This is a genomic window from Clostridioides sp. ES-S-0190-01 (genome assembly GCF_020658275.1).
Taxonomy (GTDB): Bacteria; Bacillota; Clostridia; order Peptostreptococcales; family Peptostreptococcaceae; genus Clostridioides.
Genome location: NZ_JACVWA010000039.1, coordinates 199,480 through 214,183, shown reverse-complemented (window position 1 = coordinate 214,183; position 14,704 = coordinate 199,480). Strand labels below are relative to the sequence as shown.

Below are 14,704 nucleotides of genomic sequence, written 5' to 3'. Positions count from 1 at the left end.
GTAGCAATTTTGAACAATGTACTTTGAATTAACAAGGTAGATTTAAGTAGAGATTGACGGTAGTTACGTTATAGCTAAGGTTTTCCGAAGATATCATAATTTTTTATGATAATTAGGGTGGTACCGCGATTGTCCTCGCCCCTATAAATTTATTTATAGGGACGAGGTTTTTTATTTAAACGAAAAAATATAATTTATTAGGAGGAACATAATATGGAAAAGATGGGACTAAACGAGATAAGAAGTAAGTTTTTAGAATTTTTTGAGTCAAAAGGTCACTATGTAGCAGATAGCTATTCTTTAGTACCAAACAATGACAAGAGTTTATTGCTTATAAACTCAGGTATGGCACCTTTAAAAAATTATTTTTCAGGTGTAGAAGTACCTCCAAGTTTAAGAATGTGTACATCTCAAAAATGTATAAGAACTGGAGATATAGAAAATGTAGGTATAACTGCAAGACATGCCACTTTTTTTGAAATGATGGGTAACTTCTCATTTGGAGATTACTTTAAAAGAGAATCAATTAAATGGGGATGGGAATTTGTCACAGAATGGCTAAGTATCCCAGAAGATAAAATATGGGTAACTGTATATGAAGAAGATGACGATTCTTATGATATATGGGCAAAAGAAATGAATTTCCCAGAAGAAAGAATGGTTAGACTTGGTAAAGATGATAACTTCTGGGAGATAGGTACAGGTCCTTGTGGTCCTTGTTCAGAAATATATTTTGATAGAGGAGAAGAATATGGATGTGATAATCCAGACTGTAAACCAGGCTGTGATTGTGACAGATACCTAGAATTCTGGAACCATGTATTTACTCAGTTTGATAGAGATGAAGAAGGAAACTACAGTCTATTAGAAAGTAAAAATATAGATACAGGTATGGGCCTTGAAAGAATGGGATGTATCATGCAAGGTGTGGACACTATCTTTGAAGTAGATACTATTAAGTCTATATTGGAAGCAGTTGAAAAGTTAACAGGAGTAAAATATGGAGTAAATCCAAAAAATGATATATCAATAAGAATAATAACTGACCATATAAGAGCTGTGACATTCTTAGTTAGTGATGGAGTACTTCCATCAAATGAGGGAAGAGGCTATGTTCTTAGAAGACTTCTTAGACGTGCTGCTCGTCATGGTAAACTATTAGGTGTAAAAGAATTATTCTTACAAAAACTGATAGATGAAGTTATAAAGGTAAATGATAAAGCATATCCAGTTTTAGTTGAAAAAGAAAGTTATATTAAAAAAGTTGTTGGAATAGAAGAAGAAAAATTCAATGAAACTATAGACCAAGGAACAGAAATATTGAACTCATATATAGAAGCATTAAAGAATGAAGGAAAAACTGTTTTAAGTGGTCAAGAAGCCTTTAAACTGTATGATACTTATGGATTCCCTATAGACTTAACTAAAGAAATTTTGGAAGAAGAACATTTATCTGTAGATGAAGAGTCTTTCAATGAAGAAATGGAAAAACAAAAAGAAAGAGCTAGAAATGCTAGAGGAAATATGGATGGAGAAAGTTGGAAGGAAGACCCTCTATCAAAATTAGAGTCTACTATAGATAGTATGTTTAATGGATATAGTGAATTATATGGTGAAGGAATTATTGAAGCTATAGTTAAAGAGGATGAATTAGTTCAAAATGCAAAAGAAGGTGATAAAGTATCTATAGTACTAGACAATACTACTTTCTATCCTGAAGGTGGAGGACAAGTTGGTGATTGTGGATTAATAACCAACGAAAATTTAGTAGTGGAAGTATTAAATACTAAAAAAGGTGCTAATAATAGTATAAAACATATAGGTATAATAAAATCAGGAAAAATAAGTAATGGAGATAAAGTAAAGACATTAGTAGATAGAGATGTTAGAATGTCTGCTGCAAGAAATCATAGTGCTACACATTTACTTCATAAAGCACTAAAAGAAGTATTAGGAGAGCATGTTAATCAAGCTGGTTCTTTAGTTACTCCAGATAGATTAAGATTTGATATTACTCACTTTGAAGCTATATCAAATGAAGAATTAAAAGTTATAGAAGAAAAAGTAAATAATGTTATTTTATCATCTTTAGACATAAAATGTGATATTATGAATATAAAAGAGGCAAAAGAAAAAGGAGCTACAGCACTATTTGGTGAAAAATATGGTGATGAAGTAAGAGTAGTTTCTATGGGAGATTATTCTACAGAACTTTGTGGAGGAACTCACTTGACAAATACTTCTCAGATAGGAATGTTTAAAATATTGTCTGAAGGTGGAGTAGCAGCAGGAGTAAGAAGAATAGAAGCAATAACAGGAAAAGCTGTTTATGAATACTTAAAAGAAAAAGAAGGAATTATATCTGAAGTTTGTGTAAATTTAAAATCTAAAGAAGATAATTTAATTCAAAGAATAAGTTCTTTATTAGAAGAAAATAAAAATTTATCTAAAGAATTACATGATATAAAGACTAAAATGAGTTTACAATCAGCTGATTCTATTTTTGATTCTAAGCTTGAAGTAAATGGAGTTAACTTAATAACTAATAAATTTGAAGGTATGGATATGGATACACTAAGAGAAACAGCAGATAATTTAAGAGATAAGCTTGGCTCTGGTGTAGTAGTATTGGCAAATGTAGTAGATGATAAAGTTAACTTTGTAGTTACTGCTACTAAAGATGTGTTAGATAAAGGAATACATTCAGGGAATATAGTTAGAGAAGTTGCAAAAATAGCTGGAGGAAAAGGTGGAGGAAGACCTAATATGGCACAAGCAGGAGCTAGTGACATATCTAAGGTTGACCAAGCTCTAAGCTATGCAAGTGAGGTTATTAAGACACAAGTTAAATAACATTCACTTAAGGAGGTTTTTAGTTTGGAAAAAGATTTAGACTACACTATGAAATTTGAAGGAATACCAGAAGATAGAATGAGTGTGGGAGATACGATAGATTTTGTATATAAAGCACTAGTTGAAAAAGGATATAACCCTATAAATCAAATTATAGGGTATCTCCTTTCTGGCGATTCTAGTTATATAACTAGTCATAAAAATGCAAGAGCTATAATTAAAAAATTTGAAAGAGATGAGATACTTGAAGAAGTAATCACGCACTATCTGAATAGAAAGTAGGTCAAATAAATGAGAAAAAAGATTATGTCATTGTTGGCAGTAGTTATTATGATTTTTGTATCAACTGCTAGCTACAGTTCTGCTGAAGAAAAGGGCAAAGTCATATTTATTGATATGAATAGGACCAATCTTGGAAGTATGTTGAAGGTTCCAATCTTAAAGAGTGAGCTAGAAAAGAGAGGTCATATAGCTCTTATGAATATAAGAGGGGATCAAGGTACTGATGATAGAAGGTCTTATGCTAGTATGGGTGCAGGAGTAAGAGCTGATGTAACTACTGAAGACTATATCAATTTTCAAAAAGTAGACCAAGATACTGCTAAAACTTTTGAAGTTGCAACAGGTCAAAAAGCTAAAGAGATAAATAATTTAAGTATTAATAGGTCAATAAATGAAAATCTAGAGTATGGAGAATATGGAGCAACCTTAGGTTCATTGGGAAAAACTTTATCAGAAAATGGACTAAAAACATCCGTAATTGGAAATGCTGATATAATTGAAAATAACCAATTGGTTAAAAATAGAAATTTATGTTTAGTTGCTATGGATCAATATGGAAGAATTGATTCTGGGAATATTGATGATATTAACAAAAAAGATTCTAAGATGCCGTTTGGAATAGTTACAGACTACGATAAGTTATTAGATGAAACTAAAAAGTCTTATAAAAATAGTGATGCTATATTTGTAGAGCTTGGAGATACATATAGATTAGATATGTATAGATTGAATTTAAATGATAATACTTATGCTGCAATGAAGAAAAATATTGTAAAAAATATAGATAAATACCTTAAAGAAGTATTTTCTATGGTTGGAGAAAATGATACTGTTTATGTATCAAGTGCTTTTCCAAGTGATTTAGATTATAAAAATAAGAGAAGACTTTCTCCAATAATAAAATTTAGTGGAGAAGGAAAGGGTCTATTGGAATCTGCTACAACAAGAAAAGCTGGTATTGTTGCAAACTTAGATGTTGGAGTGGACATATTAAATGAGTTTGGTCTTAAAAATGATGAAATGGTGGGTAGAAGTTATACTTTGGTTGACAAAGAAGATAATGCTAGTTACCTAAAATCACTTTATAAAAAGATAGTATCTATATCATCTATAAGGTCAAGTATCATAAATGGATTTGTAGGTGTAATATCTGCTTCTTGGGTAATTGCAATGTTTGCAATATTCTTTAGAAATTACATGCCACATAAAGAGCGTGTATTCAAAGTACTTAAGGAGTTTATAAAATTGGGTATAATAATGCCTCTGTCATTTATGTTGGCTCCTTTGATGAATTTTAAGACCCCAATTACAATATCTTTGGGAATATTTGTAACTACACTAGTGTTATACTTATTAGGTCGAAAGTTATTTAAAGACAATGATATAAAACATATGGGATTTTTTGCAACACTGACTATTTTAATAATAGTCATAGATTCTGTATTTGGAACATACTTAATGCAAAATAATATAATGAGTTATGATGCTGTTATTGGTGCCAGATACTATGGTGTAGGAAATGAGTATGAAGGTGTAACCATAGCAAGTGCAGTATTTGGTTTAGCAGTTTTATTACATTACAAGAAGGTTTCTAAGCCACTTGTTGTAATATTTTCATTAATAATACTTATAACTAGCGCATATCCTTCTATGGGGGCAAATGTTGGTGGAGCAATATCAGAATGTGTAGCATATTTGTTGTTTATAATGCTTATATATGATGCTAAACTAGATATTAAAAAAGTTGCACTATTAGCTATTTCAGCTGTGGTTGTTGTTTGTGCATTTGCAGCTCTAGATATAATCTCAGGTAGTGAATCTCACTTAGGAATGTTTGTACAAAGAATTTTCTTAAATGGACCAGGAGAGATATTGCAGACATTTGGAAGAAAAATTCAAATGAATATGCAATTAGCACAGACAAGTGTATGGGTAAATATTTTACTTGTGGGAATTGCTGTGATTGCAGTACTTATATTTAAACCATCTAGACACTTTAGAAAGATAATGAATAATTTTCCAATTTTGTTTAAAGGATTCATTGCATCTATGGTTGGTTGTATAATTACTCTTTTAGTTAATGACTCTGGTATAGTTGCTGCATCTACAGCATCTATATATATACTTATACCACTTATAATAATAAGCATAAACATGATAATATTTGAAAAAAATAACTAAAAATTTTTTAATGTATATATGCTTTGAATAAAAAGTTGCAATATGATTATTAATGTAAACCAAACAGCTTACATCAAAAATTCATATTGCAATTTTTGTAATTAATGAAATGTATATGTTTTATAAAATAAGGTAAATAAAAGGAGAAAATATGTTAGATGGAAGAATAATGGGTCTTGATGTTGGAGATAAAACTATTGGAGTTGCTGTAAGTGATTTAATGGGATTAACTGCACAAGGGATAAAAACGGTAAGAAGAGTTGGCAAGAAGAAGGATATTGAAGAATTAAAAGCTATAATAAAAGAAAAACAAGTAAATAAAATTGTGTCAGGATTACCAAAAAATATGAATGGTACTTTAGGACCACAAGGAGAAAAGGTAATTAAGTTTTGTGAATTATTAAAAGAAGAAACAGGAATTGATGTAGAGTTTTGGGATGAGAGACTTTCTACAGTAGCAGCAGAGAGATCTTTGTTAGAAGCGGATGTTAGTAGACAAAAAAGAAAAAAGGTTATAGATATGTTGGCAGCAGTAATAATTTTACAAGGATATTTAGATTTTAAAATAAATTCATAAAAGAACTATAAAATTGAATACTTATGATATATAATATAAATAATAAAAATAAAAATAAATTTGAGGTGAATGACATTATGGAAGAAAATATAATAAATTTAATTGATGAAAATGGTGTAGAAAGCCAATTTGAAATAATATTAACATTAGAAGCAGAAGGAAAAGAATATGCAATATTAATGCCTTTAGATGATGAAGAGGCTGAAGAGGCTTTTATATTTAGAATTGAAGAGGATGAAGAAGGAGATGTATTAGTATCATTAGAAAGTGATGAAGAGTATGAAACTGTTGTAGCTGAATATACTGCTAGAATGGAAGAAGAAGGTTTAAATTACGACGAAGATGAATCAAGTGGACTTAACTAGGTAAATAATTAAGTTTGTATATAAAAAATCAGGTATTTTACTGTATTTACTTTAATTAAGAATTATTAATTGTAAAAAGTATTTATAGTATATATCTGTTTTTTTATTTTTTATTAAAAAATTTATAGATTTTGGTGAATAATATATCTTTTATGGGTATATATTTATATTATGAGAAGAAATTAAATTTTTTCAAATGTCTTGACAAAAAAAGAATTATCAATTACAATATTATTTAATAAAGATTATCAATTGAAAATAGTAAGGGTGATGTTATGGCAAACACAATGGATTTATTAAAAGACAAGTTAAAAGAAACTGGTTTTAAGATTACGCCACAAAGAAGAGCAATAGTTGAGATATTGCTTCAACATGACCATTCACATTTAAGTAGTGAAGAAATCTATGATTTAGTTAGGGTTGACTGTCCTGAAATAGGGCTAGCTACTGTATACAGAACAATGCAGTTATTAGACGAAATAGGATTAATATCAAAACTAAACTTAGATGATGGGTGTATAAGATATGAGATTAGTCTACATAAAGAAGACTGTCATAATCATCATCATCTTATTTGTAAAAATTGTGGAAAGATAATGGAAGCTAAAGAAGACCTTTTAGACAATATAGAAAAAGAAATACAATCATTGTACAAATTTAAAATACTTGATCATGATGTTAAATTTTATGGATTATGTGATGAGTGTAATAAAATAAGTGATTCAGAAGAATAATTCTTCTGTAATTTAATGTTGATGGAAGAATAGTATAGAACTTTTATATTCTATGCTATTCTTCCATTTTTTATTATAAATTTAAATATATAGTATAAATATAAATAGCTTTAAAGCTTTTTATAATTTTAATATTGAAAATATAATTAATCCTATAAGTATGAAAATAAATGATTTTTCTATAAAATTACTAAATGGCCCTCCAACTGTTAAAAATCCTAAGGAAATCTTTTTTTCACTTAGTGGATAAAAAAGTGGTATTCCTTGTTTTGTAAATAAATCCCCTAAAAACATATGGCTTGCATAGCCAAGTGTTCCATAAAAAGATAAATTATTAATACTAGTGATTAATTCTATTTGTTTTAGTAAAAAATATATTATGATGGTTGCAAATATACTATGAGAAAAGCTTCTGTGCTTTAGCCAGGGAAAAATTGACAACATTAGACAAAAAATTATAAAATATATTTCAACTTCTACGATGTATAAGCATATAGCTAATAGTATAAATATTAATGATAGAAAGATTTTTCTCAGAAATGTATGGGTTAGTTTTGCCTCAATAATTATAATTGCAACAAATGTAATTATTGCACTTAAATAAAAATTATCATTTATATTTATTGAAATAAAGAAAATAATAATATTAATAGCGTATATAAAAATTCTATATATGTATTTGGATATATTGTTTTTTAGAATGAAATTTGAGACCATAGAATTAGATTTATCCAAATCGGGCAGTACTGCAAAAGTAGCTGAAACTAAAATATCTACTAGAGATATAGGAATTGTAAAAATTAAAGATGTCTGGATAGCTGTTAAAATTCCTATTGCACAATGAGTTTTACCACGCATAAATCCTCCTAAAATATCAGATATTAAATCATATAATATTTAGAGGATATCAAAATAAAATAGGTTTGTCAAAATAATACGTTAAATGTATTTTAAATATAGCTTAAAATATGATACGAATTATGGTACAATAAGAATAACTGGTAGCGAGTGCGTGATTTGATATTATTTAAGATTGTAGAACGTGTTAAAAAATTAAATAGACAGAAGGAGATGATGCAATTGTTCAAAAAGAACACCAACAAGATAAAGGTAATGGCTTTAGGTGGACTTAACGAAGTTGGAAAAAATATGACTGTTGTTGAGTATAAAGATGAAATAATTGTTATAGATGCTGGACTTAGTTTTCCAGAAGATGAAATGTTAGGAGTAGATATAGTTATACCAGACATAACTTATTTAGTCAAAAACAGGGATAAAATAAAGGGTATATTTATTACACATGGACATGAAGACCATATAGGAGCTCTTCCATATATACTAAAAAAGATAAATGTTCCTGTATATGGAGCGAGACTTAGTATAGGTCTTATACAAGTAAAATTGAAAGAACATAAGATGAATAATGTTAAGTTAAATGTCATAACTCCAAGACAAGTTATAAAGCTTGATAATATGGAAGTAGAGTTTTTGAAAAATAACCATAGTATACCAGATGCTTACTCTATTGCAGTACACACAGACCAAGGGATAATATACCATACAGGAGACTTTAAGATTGACTTAACTCCAATTGATGGTGATGTTATGGATATGCATAGAATCTGTGAGTTGAGCAAAAAAGGAGTTCTTTTAATGTTGGCAGATAGTACTAATGCAGAAAAACCAGGATTTACTATGTCTGAAAAAACTGTTGGAGTAGGTCTTGATGAGTTATTTGCAAAGGGAAATGGTAGAAGAATTATAGTTGCTACGTTTGCATCTAACATACACAGATTACAACAAATAATAAATACAGCTGAAAAGTTTAATAGGAAGGTTGCTATATCAGGTCGTTCAATGGTAAATGTAGTTGGAGTTGCCAAGGAATTAGGATATTTAGATATTTCTGACGATATGCTAATAGATTTAAATGATATATACAAGCATGAAGATGGCGAGTTAGTGATAATAACGACTGGTTCACAAGGTGAGCCTATGTCAGCTCTTGCTAGAATGGCTTTTTCAGAACACAAAAAAGTAGAAATAAAGAGTGGCGATTTAGTTATAATATCTGCTCATCCAATACCAGGAAATGAAAAATTAATATCAAGAGTAATAAACTTCTTATTTGAAAAAGGAGCAGAAGTAGTATATAGTGATATAGCGGATATACACGTTTCTGGACATGCCTGTCAAGAAGAATTAAAGCTTATACATGCATTAGTTAGACCAAAGTTTTTTATGCCAGCTCACGGTGAATATAGAATGTTAAAAAGACATGCTGAAATAGCCGAACAACTTGGAATGGACAAGGAAAATATTTTTGTCATGCAAACAGGAGATGTTTTAGAGTTAGATAAAAACTCTGCTAAAGTAGCAAATCGTATACAAACAGGAAATATACTAGTTGATGGATTAGGTGTAGGAGATGTAGGTAATATAGTCTTAAGAGATAGAAAGCATTTATCAGAAGATGGTCTTATGATAGTTGTAGTAACTATTTCTAAAGATGAAGGCAAAGTTTTAGCAGGTCCAGATATAATATCTAGAGGCTTTGTGTATGTAAGAGAGTCTGAAGATTTAATGGATGGAGCAAAGGATATAATTAAAAACGTTCTAAACGAGTGTGAAGAGAAAAATATTAAAGAATGGGCTTATTTAAAGAATAACATTAAAGAAAACCTAAAAGAGTATTTATATCAAAAAACTAAGCGAAATCCAATGATACTTCCTATAATAATGGAAGTATAGGATATAAAGTTTATAAAATTGAAAAGTAGACCTCTTGTAATTTTTAAAATGATATCAAAAGATTAAATTGATATCATCTTAAGAATTACAAGAGGTCTTTTTAATATTGAAAAATTTAGATATTACATAAAATACCAATTATAACAATCTTTTATTAGTAAAAACTACTTATATATAAATTTTATTAATAGGAGGATATTTATGGATAATATTTCAAAACAAAATGCTAGAAACGCTTTAAAACAAACTAAGATGGAAATAGCAGGAGAATATGGAATGAATTATGAAGATGCCTTTGAAATAATAGAAAATGCATCGAATAAAGGTGTTTTAGAAGATTATTTTAAAAAACTTGAAAAGAAAAAAAATTTAGGTCAAGGTATATCTAGGCATTTAGAATAAAAAAAGTTAATTGTGAGAAAATAAGTTTAAATAAACTTTAAGAGGTGACATCTATGAAAAAATTAGCTAGTACTGCTTTGGCTATATTACTTGCATTTACTCCTTTGAGTTTTTCTTTTGCAAATAGTAAGGACAATGCTGATGCCAACCAACTAAATATATCTTCAAAATCGGCAATTTTGATGGATGTTGGTAGTGGACAAATTTTATATGAAAAGGATGCTCATAAGAAGCTTCCTCCTGCCAGTGTAACAAAGGTAATGACAATGTTACTTATTGTAGAAGCTTTGGATTCAGGTGATATTAAACTTGATGATGAAGTACAAGTGAGTGAAACTGCATCTAGTATGGGTGGTAGTCAAATATTTTTAGAACCAGGAGAAACTCAAAAGGTTGATACTTTATTAAAAGGTATAGCTGTTGCGTCTGCAAATGATGCTTGTGTAGCTATGGCTGAACACTTGGCTGGAAGTGTTGAAGGGTTTGTTGATAGGATGAATTCTAAAGCAAAGGAGCTAAATATGAATGATACTCATTTTGCAAATACAAATGGACTTCCAGTAGCAAATCACTATACATCTGCTCATGATATAGCTTTAATGTCCAGAGAATTATTAAAACATGAAATGATAAGCAAATACTTAACTACATGGATGGATAAGGTTGTAGTAGGTAAAAAACAAGTTACAGTAGGTCTTGCAAATACTAATAAGCTTATAAAGCATTATCAAGGAGCTACTGGTGTTAAAACTGGATTTACTCAAGAAGCTAAATATTGTCTATCAGCATCAGCAAAAAGAGGTAATACTCATTTAGTTGCGGCGACTTTGGGTGCAGAAACTTCTCCTGAAAGATTTAATGATGCATCTAGTCTTTTAAATTATGGATTTGCAAATTATGAAAGCGTTAAGCTGTGTAGTAAGGGAGATAATATCGCTACACTTACATTAGATAAAGCTGATGAAAATAAAGTCAAATTAGTTGCTAAAGAAGACTTAAATGCTCTTATTAAAAAAGGAAGTTCTAAAAAGTTTGAAAAGAAAATAGAAATAGTAAAAAATCCTAAAATGCCAATTAAAAAAGGTACTGTTTTAGGAAAGATAAAGATATGTAAAGATAAAAAAGTAATAGGTGAAGTAGAATTAATAAATAATAAAGATATAAATAAGGCAAGTTACCTACAAATGCTTCAAAGAATAATTGATAATATGATATAATAACTTGCGATAAGATACAGCTATAATTCACATAAAAAATGCCCGTATAGAAGTACTATATGGGTATTTTTATCTAGTATATTAAAGATTGTTATAAGCAGATGCTTACAATGATTATCTAAGTAAAGGCATACTGCCTGTAAGTTTATTTACTTGCTTTTTATTTCCATATATTCCTATACCAAAATACTGTAGTTCATCTTCTTGGACAGTGGCAATTTTTTGTGTGAATTCCTCATAAATATTACAACCTTGTGCAACATCTGAAAAATCTACAACAGTTAATCCTTCAAATTCAGGAGTGTATAATTTTTTACGTAAATTCTTTATAATTTCTTTGTTTCCTTTTAAGATAGGCACAGGTATAGCAACAATTCCTAAATGATTATTACCTGTTTTGTCAACTACATCTGGACCTACTATTTCTGGAGTATATTTACCTAGTGTAACTCCCATTACTGCTGCTGTATTTGATATAATTCCCATTGGTAAATTTTCATCTATTACCATAACACATTTTACATTTTTATTTTCCATTTTTCAATTCTCCTTTTTATCCTCTTTAAAATTATTTTTATCATTGTTTATAAATATATTTTGATACTGTTTAGGTGTAAGACCAATAAAGTTTTTAAAGAAATTTGTAAAGTGACTTTGGTCCACAAAGCCTGTTTGTATAGCAGCATCTATAGGTTCTATTCCATTTTCTAAAAGTTTCTTAGCTTTATTTACTCTTATATTTTCAAGGTATCTATAGGGTGTAATACCTTTTAATTTTGTAAAATTACGAAGTAATGAGTACTTATTCATTTTTGCTAGATAACTTAATTCATCAAGTGCTATGCGTTCAGCATAATTATTTTCTAAATAATCACAGACTATTTGAATTTCTGTATTTATTTTTTCTGAGTTAGATTGTAAAACTGGCTCTGTATATTCATTGATTATTTGTTCAATTAGGAAAAAGAATATTTCTTCTTTTTTAAAATCTAATTGTTCTTCCATAATTATATGATGTAGTTCTTGTAGCAAAGGTACTAATTCACTACGAAATATTACCTGCTGATTGAATTGAGGTAAATAATTTTTCCCTGTAATTTCTAATACAGCTTTTTGCATTATTTCTGGTTTAATATTAATACATCTATAATCAAGAACTTCATTATCTATTTGTTCACAAGTATGACTATCAAAAGGATTAAAAAGTAATAAATCTCCTGTGCTTGTGGTATACTTTTTGTTTTTGCATGATAAATATCTTTGACCTTTTTCTATAAAACCAATCACATAGTGTTCATGAAAATGGTTTGGAAAATTTTGCATAATACCTTTGAATCTATATGCTTCAATTTCTAATTCACTATCAAAACATACTGTGCGTTCTTCTTGTTTCACCTGGACAACCTCCTTTCATAATGTATAAAGTGTAACATATATTTTTTTGTAGTTCTTGTATGATATTGACTAAAAATTAAGAACAACTAAAAAAATGACAACTTAATTTTTTTAGTTGTCAAATTAAATAATATTTATATGTAATTTATTTTGCTAACCAATTAAAACTTCTGCCTTTTTCTTTACAAATAGTTAATGATTAAGTATTTTTTCAGTTACAATAACTTCGTCTAACATGTTCTCATAAGAAGCAAGTTCTTTTATAAATTTTAATAAAAGGTTTGTATCTGATTCAACTGTGTATCTAAATTTTAGTTCATTATTTTCTACAGTACTATTCATTTTGTTGTTACCTTCATTTGTAATACACCAATAAGATAACAACAATGTCAGTTTATGTCAATATAATATTGTACTACCAATAAGTGTAATTATTATATTTTTACAGCTAATATGATATAATAATAAAAGTTATAAAGTAAAAAATGAATTTTAATTTTATGCTTATACACACAATTATTATAATATAAAATAATTTTGATTATAAGTTATTTAATTGTTATAATAGTATTAAAAATTTAATTTAGGAGATGTACATTAATGTTAAGTATGAATATAGGAGAAATCGTAGCAAGTTTGGTTGGTATAGCCATGGCAATATCAATACATGAGTTTGGTCATGCATACTCGGCACATTTATTAGGTGATGATACAGCTAAGGCTTATGGAAGAATGACATTAAATCCTGTAAGACATGTCGACCCAATTGGTCTTTTGGCTATGTTTATTCTTAGAATAGGATGGGCAAAGCCAGTCCCAGTAAATCCTAATAATTTTAAAAATTACAAGATAGGCAATTTGATAGTTTCACTTGCAGGTGTTTTCTGTAATGTTCTGACCGCTATAGTCTGTGTCATTATAAATAAATATGTGCACATGTATGCGATAAATACAATAGCTGAATATGTATTCTTATATAGTATGGGATTTGCAGCTTTTAATTTACTGCCTATACCTCCACTTGATGGATGGGGAGTTATATCTACACTTGTTCCATATAAATGGAATGAATATGTATATAAATTTGAAAATATGAGTTATATAATTTTGTTGATTGCTTTATTTACAGGGATATATCAAATAATATTAACACCAATATATACAGTATTACTAAAAATAGTATATTTATTTGTTTAATAAAATAAATAACTTAAAGAGGGATTAATATGAAGTATAATATACAATTACAAGTTTATGAGGGACCATTAGATTTGCTGTATGACTTGATAACTAAACATAAGATAGATATAAAAGATATATCAATTATAGATATAACTAAGCAATATCTTAATTATCTAAAAATGTTAGACAAAATGGATTTAGAGATAACTAGCGAATTTATAACTATGGCATCTAAGCTTTTAGAGATAAAATCTAAATACTTACTTTACAAACAAAAGGATGAAGAAGAAGACCCAAGAATAGAACTTATGGAGAAATTAGAAGAATACAGAAAATTTAAAATAGCATCACAAGATATAAAGGAAAATATAACTTATATTAATGAAAGATTTTATAGAACTAAAGAAGAAATAGTTATTGATGATAATGTAGATTTAGAAGATATATCAATAGAGGCAATAAAAAATATACTTCCATATATATTTAAGGTTAAAACATCACAAATTGAAAATACTAATGATGAAAAATTGGATAAAATAGTGAGAAAAAAGATAATATCTGTGGAAGAAAAAATAGTGTATATAAGAAATGTCATAAAAGAGAAAATAGAAGTTACTTTTACAAATATCATAAAATCATATGAAAATGATGAAATAATTGCTACTTTTTTATCTATATTGGAGCTTATAAAAGAAAAAGAGATAGTAGTGGTACAAGATATATTTTTTGATGATATTTTAATTAGAAAAAGTTCGGAGTGTTAAA

The 14,704-nt window shown here is 28.4% G+C and carries 15 protein-coding genes and 1 other annotated feature (1 of these 16 cut by a window edge); of the genes, 11 read left to right on the top strand and 4 right to left on the bottom strand.

Annotated elements, in window-relative coordinates; translation table 11 throughout:
- Positions 1-146, top strand: a binding site (T-box leader) (it extends 99 nt beyond the left edge of the window).
- Positions 147-213: 67 nt separating this feature from the next.
- The 6 genes from alaS to IC214_RS14890 all read left to right on the top strand — a co-directional run bounded on the left by alaS (position 214) and on the right by IC214_RS14890 (position 6,992).
- Positions 214-2,853, top strand: a complete 2,640-nt coding sequence (alaS, locus tag IC214_RS14915; protein ID WP_227434193.1) for an alanine--tRNA ligase — start codon at positions 214-216, stop codon at positions 2,851-2,853.
- Between the two features lie 24 nt (positions 2,854-2,877).
- Positions 2,878-3,135, top strand: a complete 258-nt coding sequence (locus tag IC214_RS14910; protein ID WP_003419418.1) for an IreB family regulatory phosphoprotein — start codon at positions 2,878-2,880, stop codon at positions 3,133-3,135.
- A 9-nt stretch (positions 3,136-3,144) separates the two neighbouring features.
- Complete coding sequence (locus IC214_RS14905) at positions 3,145-5,316, top strand: hypothetical protein (RefSeq protein ID WP_227434194.1); 2,172 nt, start codon at positions 3,145-3,147, stop codon at positions 5,314-5,316.
- A 151-nt stretch (positions 5,317-5,467) separates the two neighbouring features.
- Positions 5,468-5,893 (top strand): Holliday junction resolvase RuvX, encoded by a 426-nt coding sequence (gene ruvX / locus IC214_RS14900; protein ID WP_227434195.1) that lies wholly within the window; start codon positions 5,468-5,470, stop codon positions 5,891-5,893.
- Between the two features lie 77 nt (positions 5,894-5,970).
- A complete protein-coding gene (locus IC214_RS14895) occupies positions 5,971-6,258 on the top strand; it encodes a DUF1292 domain-containing protein (RefSeq protein ID WP_227851619.1) in 288 nt (95 codons plus the stop codon).
- 275 nt (positions 6,259-6,533) lie between these two features.
- Positions 6,534-6,992 (top strand): Fur family transcriptional regulator, encoded by a 459-nt coding sequence (locus IC214_RS14890; RefSeq protein WP_227434196.1) that lies wholly within the window; start codon positions 6,534-6,536, stop codon positions 6,990-6,992.
- 120 nt (positions 6,993-7,112) lie between these two features.
- On the opposite strand, the gene IC214_RS14885 is transcribed toward IC214_RS14890, so the two are convergent.
- Positions 7,113-7,850, bottom strand: a complete 738-nt coding sequence (locus IC214_RS14885; RefSeq protein ID WP_227434197.1) for a metal-dependent hydrolase — start codon at positions 7,848-7,850, stop codon at positions 7,113-7,115.
- Between the two features lie 216 nt (positions 7,851-8,066).
- On the opposite strand from IC214_RS14885, the gene IC214_RS14880 reads away from it, so the two are divergent.
- The 3 genes from IC214_RS14880 to IC214_RS14870 all read left to right on the top strand — a co-directional run bounded on the left by IC214_RS14880 (position 8,067) and on the right by IC214_RS14870 (position 11,362).
- Positions 8,067-9,743, top strand: a complete 1,677-nt coding sequence (locus tag IC214_RS14880; RefSeq protein ID WP_227434198.1) for a ribonuclease J — start codon at positions 8,067-8,069, stop codon at positions 9,741-9,743.
- 201 nt (positions 9,744-9,944) lie between these two features.
- Entirely contained in the window at positions 9,945-10,145 is a 201-nt protein-coding gene (locus tag IC214_RS14875) for a CD1290 family small acid-soluble spore protein (RefSeq protein WP_227831215.1), read from the top strand.
- A 53-nt stretch (positions 10,146-10,198) separates the two neighbouring features.
- Entirely contained in the window at positions 10,199-11,362 is a 1,164-nt protein-coding gene (locus IC214_RS14870; RefSeq protein WP_227434200.1) for a D-alanyl-D-alanine carboxypeptidase family protein, read from the top strand.
- A 114-nt stretch (positions 11,363-11,476) separates the two neighbouring features.
- On the opposite strand, the gene IC214_RS14865 is transcribed toward IC214_RS14870, so the two are convergent.
- The 3 genes from IC214_RS14865 to IC214_RS14855 all read right to left on the bottom strand — a co-directional run bounded on the left by IC214_RS14865 (position 11,477) and on the right by IC214_RS14855 (position 13,099).
- On the bottom strand, positions 11,477-11,899 hold the full coding sequence (locus IC214_RS14865; RefSeq protein ID WP_227434201.1) for a DUF2000 domain-containing protein: 423 nt from the start codon (positions 11,897-11,899) through the stop codon (positions 11,477-11,479).
- Positions 11,900-11,902: 3 nt separating this feature from the next.
- Entirely contained in the window at positions 11,903-12,757 is an 855-nt protein-coding gene (locus IC214_RS14860; protein WP_227831214.1) for an AraC family transcriptional regulator, read from the bottom strand.
- Positions 12,758-12,949: 192 nt separating this feature from the next.
- The gene (locus IC214_RS14855) at positions 12,950-13,099 is read right to left on the bottom strand and encodes a hypothetical protein (protein WP_227831213.1); all 150 of its coding nucleotides are present in this window, start codon (positions 13,097-13,099) and stop codon (positions 12,950-12,952) included.
- Between the two features lie 258 nt (positions 13,100-13,357).
- Here IC214_RS14855 and IC214_RS14850 point away from each other — a divergent pair, with 258 nt between their 5' ends.
- Together IC214_RS14850 and IC214_RS14845 are read left to right on the top strand one after the other, a co-directional pair.
- A complete protein-coding gene (locus IC214_RS14850; protein ID WP_227866779.1) occupies positions 13,358-13,954 on the top strand; it encodes a site-2 protease family protein in 597 nt (198 codons plus the stop codon).
- A 29-nt stretch (positions 13,955-13,983) separates the two neighbouring features.
- Positions 13,984-14,703 (top strand): segregation and condensation protein A, encoded by a 720-nt coding sequence (locus IC214_RS14845; protein ID WP_227434205.1) that lies wholly within the window; start codon positions 13,984-13,986, stop codon positions 14,701-14,703.
- The last annotated feature ends 1 nt before the right edge of the window (position 14,704 follow it).

What these genes read in the sequence shown, in the direction of transcription:
- alaS (WP_227434193.1), top strand. Translation starts at nt 214, where the DNA reads ATGGAAAAGATGGGACTAAACGAGATAAGAAGTAAGTTTTTAGAATTT.
- IC214_RS14905 (WP_227434194.1), top strand. Translation starts at nt 3,145, where the DNA reads ATGAGAAAAAAGATTATGTCATTGTTGGCAGTAGTTATTATGATTTTT.
- ruvX (WP_227434195.1), top strand. Translation starts at nt 5,468, where the DNA reads ATGTTAGATGGAAGAATAATGGGTCTTGATGTTGGAGATAAAACTATT.
- IC214_RS14895 (WP_227851619.1), top strand. Translation starts at nt 5,971, where the DNA reads ATGGAAGAAAATATAATAAATTTAATTGATGAAAATGGTGTAGAAAGC.
- IC214_RS14890 (WP_227434196.1), top strand. Translation starts at nt 6,534, where the DNA reads ATGGCAAACACAATGGATTTATTAAAAGACAAGTTAAAAGAAACTGGT.
- IC214_RS14885 (WP_227434197.1), bottom strand. Translation starts at nt 7,850, where the DNA reads ATGCGTGGTAAAACTCATTGTGCAATAGGAATTTTAACAGCTATCCAG.
- IC214_RS14880 (WP_227434198.1), top strand. Translation starts at nt 8,067, where the DNA reads ATGCAATTGTTCAAAAAGAACACCAACAAGATAAAGGTAATGGCTTTA.
- IC214_RS14875 (WP_227831215.1), top strand. Translation starts at nt 9,945, where the DNA reads ATGGATAATATTTCAAAACAAAATGCTAGAAACGCTTTAAAACAAACT.
- IC214_RS14870 (WP_227434200.1), top strand. Translation starts at nt 10,199, where the DNA reads ATGAAAAAATTAGCTAGTACTGCTTTGGCTATATTACTTGCATTTACT.
- IC214_RS14865 (WP_227434201.1), bottom strand. Translation starts at nt 11,899, where the DNA reads ATGGAAAATAAAAATGTAAAATGTGTTATGGTAATAGATGAAAATTTA.
- IC214_RS14855 (WP_227831213.1), bottom strand. Translation starts at nt 13,099, where the DNA reads ATGAATAGTACTGTAGAAAATAATGAACTAAAATTTAGATACACAGTT.
- IC214_RS14850 (WP_227866779.1), top strand. Translation starts at nt 13,358, where the DNA reads ATGTTAAGTATGAATATAGGAGAAATCGTAGCAAGTTTGGTTGGTATA.
- IC214_RS14845 (WP_227434205.1), top strand. Translation starts at nt 13,984, where the DNA reads ATGAAGTATAATATACAATTACAAGTTTATGAGGGACCATTAGATTTG.